The sequence below is a fragment of the Corallococcus sp. CA049B genome (assembly GCF_003611685.1).
GTDB classification, from domain to species: domain Bacteria; phylum Myxococcota; class Myxococcia; order Myxococcales; family Myxococcaceae; genus Corallococcus; species Corallococcus coralloides.
In genome coordinates this window covers 1-13,371 of the sequence record NZ_RAWC01000044.1, presented here as the reverse complement: position 1 = coordinate 13,371, position 13,371 = coordinate 1, and the positions used below count along the sequence as shown (strand labels likewise).

General features: G+C 68.7%; 10 protein-coding genes. 9 read left to right on the top strand and 1 reads right to left on the bottom strand.

Annotated features, from left to right (window positions below):
* The first annotated feature begins 8 nt into the window (after nucleotides 1-8).
* The 8 genes from D7W82_RS13000 (at nucleotide 9) to D7W82_RS12965 (ending at nucleotide 9,857) form a co-directional block, all read left to right on the top strand.
* On the top strand, nucleotides 9-1,262 hold the full coding sequence (locus D7W82_RS13000; protein ID WP_120564756.1) for a GTP cyclohydrolase II: 1,254 nt from the start codon (nucleotides 9-11) through the stop codon (nucleotides 1,260-1,262).
* Complete coding sequence (locus tag D7W82_RS12995) at nucleotides 1,255-2,463, top strand: URC4/urg3 family protein (RefSeq protein ID WP_120618652.1); 1,209 nt, start codon at nucleotides 1,255-1,257, stop codon at nucleotides 2,461-2,463. Before D7W82_RS13000 ends, D7W82_RS12995 begins: the two co-directional genes overlap by 8 nt.
* Before the next feature lie 24 nt (nucleotides 2,464-2,487).
* Nucleotides 2,488-3,132: a uracil phosphoribosyltransferase gene (gene upp / locus D7W82_RS12990; protein WP_120618651.1), complete on the top strand. Its 645-nt coding sequence runs from the start codon at nucleotides 2,488-2,490 to the stop codon at nucleotides 3,130-3,132.
* 55 nt (nucleotides 3,133-3,187) lie between these two features.
* The gene (locus D7W82_RS12985) at nucleotides 3,188-3,961 is read left to right on the top strand and encodes a serine protease (protein WP_158617648.1); all 774 of its coding nucleotides are present in this window, start codon (nucleotides 3,188-3,190) and stop codon (nucleotides 3,959-3,961) included.
* A gap of 107 nt (nucleotides 3,962-4,068) precedes the next feature.
* On the top strand, nucleotides 4,069-5,472 hold the full coding sequence (locus D7W82_RS12980) for a hypothetical protein (RefSeq protein ID WP_120618649.1): 1,404 nt from the start codon (nucleotides 4,069-4,071) through the stop codon (nucleotides 5,470-5,472).
* Nucleotides 5,473-5,535: 63 nt separating this feature from the next.
* The gene (locus D7W82_RS12975) at nucleotides 5,536-6,294 is read left to right on the top strand and encodes a class I SAM-dependent methyltransferase (RefSeq protein WP_120618648.1); all 759 of its coding nucleotides are present in this window, start codon (nucleotides 5,536-5,538) and stop codon (nucleotides 6,292-6,294) included.
* Nucleotides 6,294-7,583 (top strand): CapA family protein, encoded by a 1,290-nt coding sequence (locus tag D7W82_RS12970; RefSeq protein ID WP_120618647.1) that lies wholly within the window; start codon nucleotides 6,294-6,296, stop codon nucleotides 7,581-7,583. The genes D7W82_RS12975 and D7W82_RS12970 overlap by 1 nt, the downstream gene beginning before the upstream one ends.
* 6 nt (nucleotides 7,584-7,589) lie before the next feature.
* Complete coding sequence (locus tag D7W82_RS12965) at nucleotides 7,590-9,857, top strand: membrane dipeptidase (protein ID WP_120618646.1); 2,268 nt, start codon at nucleotides 7,590-7,592, stop codon at nucleotides 9,855-9,857.
* 7 nt (nucleotides 9,858-9,864) lie between these two features.
* On the opposite strand, the gene D7W82_RS12960 is transcribed toward D7W82_RS12965, so the two are convergent.
* Nucleotides 9,865-11,151: a chloride channel protein gene (locus D7W82_RS12960; protein ID WP_120618645.1), complete on the bottom strand. Its 1,287-nt coding sequence runs from the start codon at nucleotides 11,149-11,151 to the stop codon at nucleotides 9,865-9,867.
* Between the two features lie 227 nt (nucleotides 11,152-11,378).
* Here D7W82_RS12960 and D7W82_RS12955 point away from each other — a divergent pair, with 227 nt between their 5' ends.
* Entirely contained in the window at nucleotides 11,379-12,464 is a 1,086-nt protein-coding gene (locus D7W82_RS12955; protein ID WP_120618644.1) for an SGNH/GDSL hydrolase family protein, read from the top strand.
* Nucleotides 12,465-13,371: the final 907 nt, after the last annotated feature.

Below are 13,371 nucleotides of genomic sequence, written 5' to 3'. Positions count from 1 at the left end.
GTGCACCCATGGCTGACAAGAAGCCGGTCAATCACATCCGTCTCACGTCCCATCCCGATGGCCAGGCCCCCGGAGTCCCCCTGCGCTGGGGCGAGTCAGAGCCGCTGCGCCGGGGCCCGGTGGTGGCCACGCTCTCCGACCCCGCGAACCGCAACGTCATCGGCACGCACTCGGGCGCGTACTCCATCTACCGGGCGCTGGCGGTGTCCGCGGGCAAGCTGCCGCAGGACCACAAGGCGGACCTGACCAACACCTCGCCCGCGGCGCAGGTGGGCCCGCATCCGGCGTGGAGCGACCCCAAGCGCATCGTGTCGCTGGACCCCTGGGGCGCGGTGGCCTCGCAGGTGTTCCGAGCCTACGCCGAGCAGGGCGTGGACTACCGGCCCACCATCGCCGTCACCCGGGCGCACATCAACATGCCGGAGGTGCGCGAGGCCATGGCCGCCGGGCGCCTCAAGGTGGACGGCGACCTGGTCGCGGCGAATGGCGACGTGAAGGTGGTGAAGGCCGCGGTGGAGCCCGTCTGGTACCTGCCCGGCATCGCCGAACGCTTCGGGCTCACGGAGGGTGCGCTGCGCCGGGGCCTCTTCGAGCACACCGGAGGCATGTACCCGGAGCTCATCACCCGCCCGGACCTGCACGTCTTCCTGCCGCCCATCGGCGGGCTGTCGCTGTATGTGTTTGGAAACATCAACTCGCTCGCGGACCGGGACGTGCCGCTGGCGGCGCGGGTGCATGACGAGTGCAACGGCTCGGACGTCTTCGGCAGCGACATCTGCACCTGCCGGCCCTACCTGGTGCACGGCATCGAGGAGTGCGTGCGGACGGCGCAGCAGGGCGGGGTGGGGCTCATCGTCTACCACCGCAAGGAGGGCCGGGCGCTGGGTGAGGTGACCAAGTTCCTGGTCTACAACGCGCGCAAGCGCCAGGAGGGCGGAGACTCCGCGGCCACGTACTTCCACCGCACGGAGTGCGTGGCGGGCGTGCAGGACATGCGCTTCCAGGAGCTGATGCCGGACGTGCTGCACTGGCTGGGCATCACGCGCATCCACCGCTTCATCTCCATGAGCGACATGAAGCACGACGCCATCGTGCGCTCGGGCATCGAAATCCTCGAACGGGTGCCCATCCCGGACGGGCTCATCCCCGCCGACGCGAAGGTGGAGATGGAGGCGAAGAAGGCCGCGGGCTACTTCACGCGCGGGCCGGTGGCGGACGCGGGGGAGCTGGCGCAGGTGAAGGGACGGGACCTCGATGCTTGACGCGATCCGGGTGCAGGAGGTGTCCCCCACGGTGGCGTGGCTGCGCAGCCCGGCGGCCATCCGCGAGCGCTGTCACCAGGTTCTGGACCTGGGGCTCGCCGGCCGGCTGGAGTACTTCCGGGTGGAGCCGTCCCGGCTGCCCACGGTGGTGGACCGGGTGCTGGCGGTGACGCACGAGGCGTACCCCCGCCTGGACATCCCGGTGCACAGCCGCTGGAGGCACTTCGACGCGGGAGGCGTGCCCAGGCTCGCGCAGCTGGAGGCGAAGCTCGCCCCGCTGCCGCCGGAGGAGCGAGCCAGGGCGAAGGTGGACCTGGGCGTGGTGAGCGTGCTGCTGGACGCGGGCAGCGGACCCGCGTGGCGCTACCAGGAGTCCGGAGGCGCGTCCTACGTGCGCTCGGAGGGGCTGGCGGTGGCGTCGCTGCGCATGTTCATGGCGGGCGGCTTCTCGTCGGATCCGGACCGGCCGCTGCGCGCGGACGCGGAGGCGCTGGGCCGCATGACGCGCGAGCATTTGGAGCGCGGCTTCCAGGTGTCCGAGACCAATCCCTTGCTGGGCGTGGAGGGGCGGCTGCACCTCATGCAGGCGCTGTCGCGCGTGCTGCCCAGGCCGGGGACGCTGTTCGACATGCTGGCCGCGCACCGCCGCAGCGTGCGAGCGGCGGAGGTGCTGGGCACGGTGCTGGAGGTGCTGGGCCCCATCTGGCCGGGTCGCACGACGGTGGACGGCGTGAACCTGGGAGACGTGTGGCCGCATCCAGCGCTCGGGCCGCCCGGGAGCGCGGACGCGCTGGTGCCCTTCCACAAGTTGTCCCAGTGGCTGGCGTACTCGCTGGTGGAGCCACTGGCGGAAGCCGGCGTGACGGTGACGGAGCTGGACGCGCTCACCGGTCTGCCGGAGTACCGCAACGGCGGCCTCTTCGTGGACCTGGGCGTGCTGGTGCCGCAGGACCCGCGCCTGACGACGGAGGTCTACGGCCCGGGTGACCCGCCCATCGTGGAGTGGCGGGCGCTGACGGTGGCGCTCCTGGACCGCGTGGCCGCGCTGGTGCGAGGGCGTCTGGAATTGAGCGCGGAGGAGCTGCCGCTGGCGAAGGTGCTCCAGGGCGGCACGTGGACGGCGGGGCGCCGGGTGGCGGCGGAGCTGCGCCCCGGAGGCGTGCCGCCCATCCGCATCCGCAGTGACGGCACGGTGTTCTGAAACACAAATCCAGGAGGAGGACGCATGGACTTCCCGAACTGCACGGTGGTGGACCACCCGCTGGTGAAGCACAAGCTGACGGTGATGCGCAGGACGGACACGAGCACGGCGTCCTTCCGGGCGCTGCTGGAGGAGATCTCCCTCCTGCTCGGGTACGAAGCGCTGCGGGACCTGAAGCTGCGCGAGGAGGAGATTGAAACGCCCATGGCGCGCACCACGGGCTGGGCGCTGGACGGCAAGAAGCTGGTGCTGGTGCCCATCCTGAGAGCAGGGCAGGGCATCCTGGACGGCCTGCTCCAACTCGTCCCCTCCGCGCGAGTGGGCCACATCGGCCTGTACCGCGACCCGGAGTCGCTCGGAGCCGTGGAGTACTACTACCGCGTGCCCGCCAACCTGGAGGACCGGGACGTCATCGTCTGCGACCCCATGCTCGCGACGGGCAACTCCGCGGTGGCGGCGCTCCAGCGGGTGAAGCGAAGCCGCCCGGGCTCACTGCGCTTCGTGTGTCTGCTCGCGTGTCCGGAGGGCCTGACGAACCTGCGCGAGCACCACCCCGACGTGCGGGTCTTCACCGCCGCCATCGACGAGAAGCTCGACTCGCACGGCTACATCCTCCCCGGCCTGGGTGACGCGGGAGACCGCCTCTTCGGCACGAAGTCGGCGGACTGACTAGTCTTGATTTGCTGGATTGACGGTGAGACGTGAATCCTTCATGTCTCACCGCATGAAGACACCTCGTTTCGCGTCCGCGTTGATGGCCTTGGGGTTCCTCGCCTGTGGAGGGGAGCCGGATGAGGGAGCAGCCCCCGGCGTCCAGACCCAGGAGATCCTCGGCGGAGGCCTCGCGGCCCGGCACGAGCTGCCCCACCAGGTGCGCCTCCACGTGACGGGAGCGTTCACCTGCGGGGGCACGCTCATCCGGGCCGGCTGGGTGGTGACGGCCGCCCACTGCGTCCAGGGCGTCACGCCCGCGTCCATGCGCGTCTACGCGGGAGACCTGCGGCTGGGCACGGTGGAAGCGGACGAGCAGTACCGCGCGGTGTCGCGCAAGGTGATGCACCCGTCCTACGACGGGTCGGCCCACGACGTCGCGCTGCTCCAGCTCGCCCAGCCCTTCAACCTGTCACAGGCGATACAACCGCTGACGCTGCCGGACGCGCCCGCGCCCATGGGAGTTCCGTACGTCGCCAGCGGCTGGGGCCGCACCCAGAACGCGCCAACGTCCGATGCGCTCAAGCGCGTGAACCTGAGCATCACCTCCACGGCCACCTGCCGCGACAAGGTGGGGAGCGACTACGTCAACGGCGCGATGCTGTGCACGGCGCCGAGCGCCACCGCCAACGTCTGCACGAAGGACGACGGCGGACCCCTGGCCCTCAACGGGAAGCTGTATGGGATTGTGAGCGGGTTCGGCTCCAGCCAGTGCAACACGTTCTCCGTGTTCACCAACGTGGCCACCTACACGCCATGGCTCCGCTCCGTCATCAACGGGACGTGATGCACCGGGCCAACGCTGTTTCACGCCTTGGCTCTTGAGAACCGGGAAAGATGGATTTAAACGTTGAACGGTCTAAACATTTTTGTCCATTTCCCGGGAGTCCAGGCATGCGCGCGTCGTGGCGGTCCACCCTGATGGCGGTGATGTTGGGCGCGGTCTTCGCGGAAGGAGCGGAGGCGGCGGAGCCCGGCGCGCAGCGCTGGACGGAGAACATCTCCGCCGGAACGGGCACATCGGAGCTCGTGGGCACGCGGGACGGGCTGCTCTACGAACCCAACGCCGTGATGCGCCGTCCCGAAGGCCTGAGCCGTCTCACGGGCCTCTTCGAGTTCCCGGCGCGCACGCTCGAGCAGCCCGTGGACACCTTCCGTCCCCGGGTCCAGGCGAAGGTGGGCCTGGGGCAGGGCGTCGAAGTGGACGTGCGCGTGAGGACCCCCGGAGGTGCCTGGAGCGAGTGGCGCACCGCCACCGGAGACGAAGCCGTGCGCCTGCCCCGTCCGGGCACGGAGGTGCAGGTGCGCCTCGCGCTCATCGCGGACGAGCGAGGCCGCGGCCCGGTGGTCCAGGAGGTGGACCTGGAGGGCTGGCGCGAAGGCGGCACGGAGGAGGGGCTCCAGACGCTCGCGCCGCTGACCTACCGCGTCTACGCCACCCGTGAGGGCCTGGTGGGCGGCACGACGGCGAACGGCCACGTCATCAAGACGAACGACCGCTTCGCGGCGCTGCCGTCGCGGCGAGGGCTCGCGTCCAACGGAGGCTCCGAGTACCAGGTGCGCGTCTGTTATTCGAAGACGGCGAAGTGCACGACGACGTCCGTCTGGGACGTGGGCCCGTGGAACACGAAGGACGACTACTGGAACCCGTCCAGCGTGCGCGAGATGTGGAAGACGCTGCCGCAGGGCAAGCCGGAGGCGCAGGCGGCGTACCAGGACAACTTCAACGGCGGGTTGGACCAGTTCGGGCGCCGGCCGGCGAACCCGGCGGGCATCGACCTCGCGGACGGCACGTTCTGGCTGGACCTGGGCATGTCGAACAACGACTGGGTGGACGTGACGTACCTGTGGACGTCCGGCGGCGGCTCGTCGACGGGGCTGGTCATCGACAGCAACAACGCGAACAACGACCAGACGAAGGGCTACATCCAGCTCACGGGCACCAGCTGGGCGTCCTCCACGAACGTGGCGGGCTACTACGGCACCAGCTACCTGGTGTCCCCGGGCGCGGCGGTGTCGGAGCCCGCGACGTTCTGGTTCTACCTGTCCGCGGCGGGAACGAAGACGGTGGACGCGTGGTGGACGGCGGCGAGCGACCGCTCCACGGCCGCGCCCTTCATCGTCACGAACGCCTCCGGCACGCAGCTGGCGAACGTGAAGGTGAACCAGACGGTCAACGGCGCCAGGTGGAACACGCTCGGCACGTGGAGCTTCCCGGCGGGGTGGAACAAGGTCCAGCTGAGCCGCTGGGTGACGGCGGGGACCTACGTGGTCGCGGACGCCATCCAGGTCCGTTAGGCCTCATGGACGCACGGGTTGTCCGGGCGGTAGAACGGTGCCCCGTCTCCGAGGAAGTCATCCATGGCGTCGTTGCGCACCGTGCTCCCGCCTCCCGTGGAGGAGCCCCAGCTCTACACCGACCTTGCTGGCTGGTGGCCGTTGTTCTCGCCACCGGAGGAGTACGGGGAGGAGGCGGAGGACCTGCTCCCCATGTTGCACCCGGAGGAGGGCCCGGCGCGCACGATGCTGGAATTGGGCTCGGGCGGAGGAAGCCTGGCCTTCCACCTGAAGAAGCACTTCACGCTGACGCTGACGGACCGCTCGGCGGAGATGGTGGCGGTGAGCCGCAAGGTGAACCCGGAGTGCGAGCACCGGGTGGGGGACATGCGCTCGCTGCGGCTGGGGCGCACGTTCGACCGGGTGATGGTGCACGACGCCATCATGTACGCGGTGGAGCGCGAGGACGCGCGAGCCACGGTCCACACGGCGGCGGCGCACTGCCGTCCGGGAGGCCGGGTGGTGCTGTTGCCGGACTGCGTGCGTGAGACCTTCGAGCCCCTCACCGAGTCCGGAGGCCACGACGGGCCGGACGGGCGCGGAATGCGCTACCTCATGTGGACGTGGGATCCGGATCCGGACGACGAGACGTTCGAGACCGCGTTCGCCTATCTGCTGCGAGAGGCGGACGGAACGGTGAGCATGTCGCAGGAGCGCCACCGCTTCGGACTCTTCCGGCGAGACGACTGGCTCGAATGGATGCAGGAGGCCGGCTGTCCCGCGACGACGCGCAGGGACCCCTGGAACCGGGAAGTCTTCATCGGAGTGCGGGAGCAGGACTGATGCGAGGGTGGGGGGCCCTGCTGCTGTTCATCCCGCTGTGGGGGATGGCCGCGCCCGCGCGGGTGGAGCTCGTCTTTGGCGGCGACGTGATTCCGCACGGCGAGGTGAAGTCGGTGGCGAAGGCCCACGCGCGCAGTGGAAACCACGAGGGTTGGGACCACGTCTTCGGCCCGCTGTCGGACGTGCTGCGAACGGCGGACGTGGGCGTGGTGAACCTGGAGACGCCGGTCACGGACGAGCGCAAGGCCGTCACGCAGGAGCTGGTCTTCAACGCGCCCCCAGCGATGGTGCAGGCCCTGGTGAACGCCGGAGTGAAGGTGGTGTCCACGGGCAACAACCACGCAAGGGATCAGCACCTGGAGGGCATGGCGGAGACGCTGCGACACCTGGACGCGGCGGGGCTGCGCCACACGGGCACGGGGCTCACGAGAGACGCGGCGTGGGAGCCGGTGTTCATGGAGGTGCGAGGCCTCAAGCTGGGCTTCCTCTCCTTCACGAGGAGCCTGAACGGCTTCAGCAACCCGAAGGAAGCGGACGCGCCGCACGTGGCGCTGTTGCCCTACCCGGAGCACGCCTCGAGACGGGGGCTGAAGCCGGAGGAGGCACTGGAGCGGGTGCGAGCCGCGGCAGCGAAGTGTGACGCGCTCTTCGTGATGGGGCACTGGGGGCGCGAGTACGCGGACACGCCGCACCCGTTGGACAGGGCCTTGGGGCAGTCCTTCCTGGAAGCAGGAGCCTTCGCGGTCATCGGCCACCATCCGCACGTGTTGCAGCCCCTGGAGGCCTACACGACGAAGTCCGGGCGCCGGGGTTTCATCGCCTACTCCTTGGGCAACCTGGTGGCGAACCAGGCGCGCTTCTACCGGCACGTGAAGGGCCAGCTGGGAAAGGACGGAGACAAGAGGGACACCCTGCTCCTGAGAGTCGGAGTGACCCGAGCGGAGCCCGGAGCCCCGGTGTCCCTGGCGGATGTCTCAGTGTTGCCGGTCTGGATTGAGAACAACGCCCAGGGCCGCAAGGCGAAATCGAAGCGGAACATCCAGCCCGTGCTCATCGACCGCGAGATTGAAGAAGTATCGCGAAGGTTGGCTGCCCTCACCCAGCGCACCGCGACGCCCGACAAGGCAGCCCGAGCAGAGAAGACCGCCCTGGAGCAGCGCCTGACCAACGCCCGTCACCGCCGCGAACGCATCCTGAGGATGCTGCCCGCGGAGTTCCGGGTGGCCACCCCGGAGCTGAGGCGAAGGGACGACAGGGCCGTGGGACTGACGGCTCAGACCGCGCAGTGAACACACCTGGCTCTGACGCTGGTGGCCTCTCTCTCCTGTGCCCCCACCGAGGACCTGGAGCCCCCGCCGCAACCCACCACCCAGAAGCAGGGCGTGGACGTGCCGGGCTTCGCCGAGCTGCATCACCACATGTTCGCCGAGGAGGCCTTCGGAGGCGGCTGGTTCCACGGCGGCGTCAACGGCACGCTCGACACCTGTGACGGAGGCTGGCCCGAGAGCGACCACGCCCGCGTCCGCATGGACCTGAGCGGCCTGCTCAACCTGTGTCCCAACTCCGGAGGCGTGGACCTGAGCGGAGTCCCCATCCTGTCCCAGCTCTTCGGAGTCGCGGGAGCGGTGGGCTCGGAGTTCCTCGGGAAGATTGAAGGAACACAGGGGGACACCGGCCTGCACATGGGCCGCCGCAACCCCGGCACGGAGTGGCCCCGCTGGGACACCATCGCCCACCAGCAGTCCTGGGGAGGGTGGCTCAAGCAGGCGCACCAGGGAGGCATGTCCCTGGTGGTGGTCTCCGCCGTGAGCAACGGCTTCCTCTGCGAAGCGCTGCCTCCGCAGAACCGCAAGCGCGCCTGCGACGAGATGATGGACGTGGAGGTCCAGCTCCAGATGGCCCGCGCCTTCGACGCGGCCAATGACTGGGTGGAGATCGCCCTGTCGCCCGCGGACGCAAGGCGGATCATCTCGCAAGGCAAGCTCGCCATGGTCCTCTCCATCGAGACCAGCAAGCTCTTCGGCGCCAAGGACTGGCGAGCGGAGCTGAACCGCTTCCACGCGCTGGGCGTGCGCACGCTCCAGCCCGTGCACCAGCTGGACAACCGCTTCGGCGGAGCGGCCCCGCACAACGCCATCTTCCAGGCCGCGCAGTTCCTGGAGAACTGCCACATCGACACCGACTGCGGAATCACCGCCGCCGGCTTCACGCTGGGCTTCGACGTGGACGCGCAGTGCCGCAACGTGAAGGGCCTCACGGCGGACGGTCAGCAGCTCCTCCAGGTGATGATGGACAAGGGCATGCTCATCGACCTGGCGCACCTGTCGGAGAAGGGCGTGCGTGACGCGTACGCCGTCTCCCAGGCGAACCGCTACTACCCGCTCTACATCAGCCACGGCCACTTCCGAGAGGTGATGAACGGCAAGCTCGCCCAGCACGAGAAGACCACGCCCGCCTGGGTGGTGCAGATGCTCCGCCGCACGGGAGGCATGTTCGGTCTGCGCACCGCGCACGACGAGACGCGCACGTACACGCCCGCGAACATCGCCAACGACTGCCAGGGCTCCAGCCGCTCCTTCGCGCAGGCCTACGAGTACGGCCGCCAGGGCCTCAAGGTCCCCATGGCCTTCGGCGCGGACTTCAACGGCTTCATCCAGCAGACGCGGCCCCGCTTCGGTCCCAACGGCGCATGCTCCGCGGGCTTCCAGGCGGAGGCGGACGCGCAGGCCCACCAGCAGGAACTGGAGGCACCGGGCCGGCTGGGCACGCCGTTCGACGAGCAGGGCCTGGCCCACGTGGGCCTCCTGCCGGACCTGCTCCAGGACATGCGCAACCTGGGCGCGGACACCACGCCGCTGGACCGCTCGGCGGAGCTGTTCATCCGCATGTGGGAGCGAACCGCGAGCACCGCGCGCAACGGCGGCATGGCGGACCCCGCGCTGGACATCGACACGGGAGGCATCGCGCCGTGGGTGCCGCCGGACGAGCGCGAGAAGGCGTACCCCACCGTCTGCGGCAAGGCCTACGCACCGGACTCCAAGACGCTGGGCCAGGGCTGCCGCTTCGACGACGAGTGCCAGAGCGAGCAGTGCACCTCCGTGCTCTGCGCCACCTTCGACGGCCGCTGCGTCTGCAATGACGACGGCGACTGCGGCACGTCCCGCTACTGCCAGAACGACATCCCGGGCAACCCCGGCGACAACGACTGCGTGGACCGCAAGACGGACGGCACGTCGTGCAGCCGCGACGGCCAGTGTCTCTCCGGAGCCTGCGGAGGCTGCTTCAACGCGGTGGGCTGGTGCTACACGCCGCGCTCCAAGGCCTACGGGCAGACGTGCAAGTCCGACCGCGAGTGCACCACCGACCGCTGCAGCGCGGACTGCTACCTGAACCCCACGGGAAGCTGCCTCTGCGACAGCGACTCGCACTGTGGCGCGAACCAGTTCTGCGGCTGGGGGCTCAACTCCGGCAAGTGCGTGAACAAGCGAGGCCGGGGCGCGGCCTGCTCCAGCGATCGCGAGTGCGCCTCCGGCACCTGCCGCTGGTCGTTCACCTGCAAGTAGCGCCCGCTCAGCGAGGCGCCTCGGAGTCCTTCCGGGGCGCCGCGTGCAGGTCACGCAACGCGACGATGCGGTCCAGCAGAGGCCCACCCAGCTTCTTCCGGGCGATGCGCTGCGATGGATAGATGCCCCGGTGGCCGGTGAGCAGGTACGCCACCGTGGCGACGATGGCCACGTGGGGCAGCACGGAGGCGCCCACCAACTCCACCGCCATCAGGGACAGCGCGAGCGGCGTATTGGCCGCCGCCGCGAACAGCGCCGCCATGCCCACCGCCGCGCCCAGGTCCACCGGCAGTCCCAACAACCGAGCGAGGACATTGCCCAGCGCCGCGCCAATGAAGAACAGCGGCGTCACCTCACCGCCCAGGAACCCCGCGCCCAGCGTCACCACCGTGAACACGAGCTTCCAGGCGAACGCGCCCCAGGGCAGCGACACATCCTCGAACGCGCGAAGGATTCCGGGGACGCCCAGGCCCAGGTAGTCGCTGGTGCCCGCGAGCTTCCAAAGTCCCACCACCCCCAGTCCGCCCAGGGCCATGCGCACGGGAAGCCACGGCACACGCCGCTCCAGGACCCGCTTCAACCCATGCGTGCCCTCGATGAAGGCCACCGCCACGCCCGCGATACCCACCGCGAACACCAGCCACTTGCCCAGCACGGGCAAGGTCAGCGCCAGCGCCTGAGGCACCGGATACGCGGTGTGATGGATGCCCAGCCCGCGAGTCACGAGGTCGCCCACGACAGCCGCCGTGAGCGCGGGCAGGAGCGCCTCGTAGCCCAGCCGGCCCACGCACACGACCTCCAGCCCGAACACCGTGCCCGCCAGCGGCGTGCCGAACACCGAACCGAAGCCGCCCGCGATGCCCGCCGCCAGCAGCTCGCGCCGCGTCTCCGGAGTCACACGGAAGCGCCAGGCAATCTGGTCCGCCAGGCTGGCACCCATCTGCACCGCGGTGCCCTCACGCCCCGCGCTCCCGCCGAACAGGTGCGTGAGCACCGTGCCCAGCAGCACCATGGGTGCCATGCGCAGGGGAATCACCGCGTCGCCCACATGCACCGTGTCCAGCACCAGGTTGTTGCCGCCCTTGATGGACGCGCCCCACCGGCCGTACACGGCACCCAGGACGAATCCCGCCACGGGCAGCGCGTACACCAGCGACTCGTGCGCCAGCCGGAACTCCGTGGCCTCCTCCAGTAGCGCCAGGAACACCGCGGACGCCACACCGCACACGCCCCCCACGATGGCGCCCAACAGCAGCCACTGGCCCAGGGCTCGAGCACTCCCGGAGAGGTTCATGGTCGGACTCTAACCGTGAAACAACGCGTCAACCGGAAGCGCTGCGTCAGCAAAGAGCGAGTGGCGGCGCCACTCTGACGCACCGTGGCGGAATTCATGTTCAACATGAAATACATATTGCGGGGTTAATTCAGGTCTGAGGAGTGATTCCAGAGTCAAACCCGTGTACCGTGCGCGGCCTCTCCCCATTGCCGGGGCGGGAACCCCCTACCTCTTCAGGAGCCGGTATGTCCGTTCGTCGCAGCGGGCTGTCCCTCGCCGCCGTCCTCGCCGCCACCACCCTCGGTGGCACCGCGATGGCCAGCACCATCAACCAGAACACGTCGTGGACCATCAACCGCTCGGCGTCGCAGACGTACCGGGTGGTCGCCTACGGCGACTCCATCTTCGCCGGCTACAACGGCGGAATCACCAGCGTGGGGCGTCGTGCGGCCCCCGTGGTGGAGGGTGAGTACGCGGCGAAGAAGTGGGGCACCAACGTGGAGGTCATCCGCCGCACCAAGTCCGGCGCGAAGGCGGACGACATCTACAATAACAAGATCGTCTCCGAGCGCTCCTATATGCAGGACTCCCGGACGCGCGTCGTGATGTTCGAGATGTGCGGCAACGACTACCTGCAGGCCCGCAGCGCGTTCTCCGACCAGACCGGCACCTGTAACTACAGCGGCCTGCAGAACGCGCTGACGGCGTGCACCACGTACATGGAGCGTGGCATGCAGGCCATCAACCAGTACGCGACCACCGCCAAGGTGAAGGTCATCTCCAACATCTATTACCCCGGCTATGACGCGGACAACGTGCTGACGTCCTGCACGGACGCGACGACGGGCCAGAAGGTGAACAAGCAGCAGTACTTCCTGCCGCTGCTGGCGCGCAGCAACTGGCGCGCCTGCAACCTGGCGGCGAAGTACGGCTTCAAGTGCGCGGACGCCTTCGCGGAGATGATGGCCTCCGACTACGACCGCAACGGCGACGGCCAGATTGACTCCGCGGCCATCGCGTACCGCGCCGGCGAGACCGAGGACTCCTACGTCCAGCGCATCAGCGTCACCCTGCGCAGCACGCTGCGCGACGCGAACGGCCACCTGGCGAACAGCAGCACCAGCTACGACTACATCCAGTCGGACAACACGCACCCGACGTACACGGGCTCCACCATCAGCGTGAACATCTTCTCCGGCTCCGGCTCCGGCTCCGGGGCGCCGTCCTACACGGACGCCCAGGTCGTCGACGGCAAGAACCCGGACTGGAACAAGTTCGGCCACGAGCGCATGGGCTGGAGCATCTCCACGTTCGACCCCGCGACGCCGTGACGTAGGTCGGCTTCCGTAGGGAGAAAGGGCCTCCGACCTGTCACCGGGTCGGGGGCCTTGTCATGTCCGGACCCATGGAGTGGCCGGCCGCCGGGTCAGCGGCCAGGTGTCCAGGCCTCCTTTCGCCGGAGCGCCAATGATCAGGTCCGGGTCAAACGAGAGTTTGACGTCATCGGCCTGAAGCGTTAGAGAGTGCACCCCCCGCGACGAACCGCTGGCCCCCGGGCCTCGGAAATCAGCGCGGGGGGGAAGAAAAGGATCGACGAAGGTTGTTGATCCCGAACGCGGCAAAGAGGTAGAAGCCGCGCCCCTCACCTCGAAGCCCGCGCACTGGCGCGGAAGGCACTTCGGGGAGAGCGCAGCACCGAAAAGAAAATAGGGCAGTCAACGAGCGGGTTGACAGCGAACGCGGCGAAGAGATAGAAGCCGCGCCCCACCGAAGAAGCAGCGGTCCGGAAGGCAGCACGACGGACGCAAAGCGGTGAAGGAAGCTGACAGCAAGCGGTTGACAGGGAACGCGGCGCTGAAGTAGAAGCCGCTCCCCTCGAAAAGAAGCGGCGGAAGTCACTGGACGGCGCCGACGAACTTCGAAGTAGCCCGCAGGACGCAAAAGCGAAGTTGACGCTGACTGCGAACTGAAATAGAAGCTGCACCCCGCCGGGCGAAACAAACCGGCAAGCAACAAGGTCGCAACAAGCGGCTCGGTCTTTGAAAACCAAATAGCAAGCCCAAGTAGTAATGGATTGCGGAAACCCGCAGTCAATTTTTTGAGGGCGCTTCACCTCAAGAGCAGCGCTGAAAAGCGCAGCGAGAGGGAAGTGCCGACGAATCAGCGAGCCGAGACTCCTTAGCCGGGTCTCGGGGAACGCCGGTTCAAGCAAACCAAGAATACAATTGGAGAGTTTGA

Bases quoted from the DNA above. Each gene is read 5' to 3' on its own strand.
- D7W82_RS13000 (WP_120564756.1), top strand. From the start codon at position 9: ATGGCTGACAAGAAGCCGGTCAATCACATCCGTCTCACGTCCCATCCC.
- D7W82_RS12995 (WP_120618652.1), top strand. From the start codon at position 1,255: ATGCTTGACGCGATCCGGGTGCAGGAGGTGTCCCCCACGGTGGCGTGG.
- upp (WP_120618651.1), top strand. From the start codon at position 2,488: ATGGACTTCCCGAACTGCACGGTGGTGGACCACCCGCTGGTGAAGCAC.
- D7W82_RS12985 (WP_158617648.1), top strand. From the start codon at position 3,188: ATGAAGACACCTCGTTTCGCGTCCGCGTTGATGGCCTTGGGGTTCCTC.
- D7W82_RS12980 (WP_120618649.1), top strand. From the start codon at position 4,069: ATGCGCGCGTCGTGGCGGTCCACCCTGATGGCGGTGATGTTGGGCGCG.
- D7W82_RS12975 (WP_120618648.1), top strand. From the start codon at position 5,536: ATGGCGTCGTTGCGCACCGTGCTCCCGCCTCCCGTGGAGGAGCCCCAG.
- D7W82_RS12970 (WP_120618647.1), top strand. From the start codon at position 6,294: ATGCGAGGGTGGGGGGCCCTGCTGCTGTTCATCCCGCTGTGGGGGATG.
- D7W82_RS12960 (WP_120618645.1), bottom strand. From the start codon at position 11,151: ATGAACCTCTCCGGGAGTGCTCGAGCCCTGGGCCAGTGGCTGCTGTTG.
- D7W82_RS12955 (WP_120618644.1), top strand. From the start codon at position 11,379: ATGTCCGTTCGTCGCAGCGGGCTGTCCCTCGCCGCCGTCCTCGCCGCC.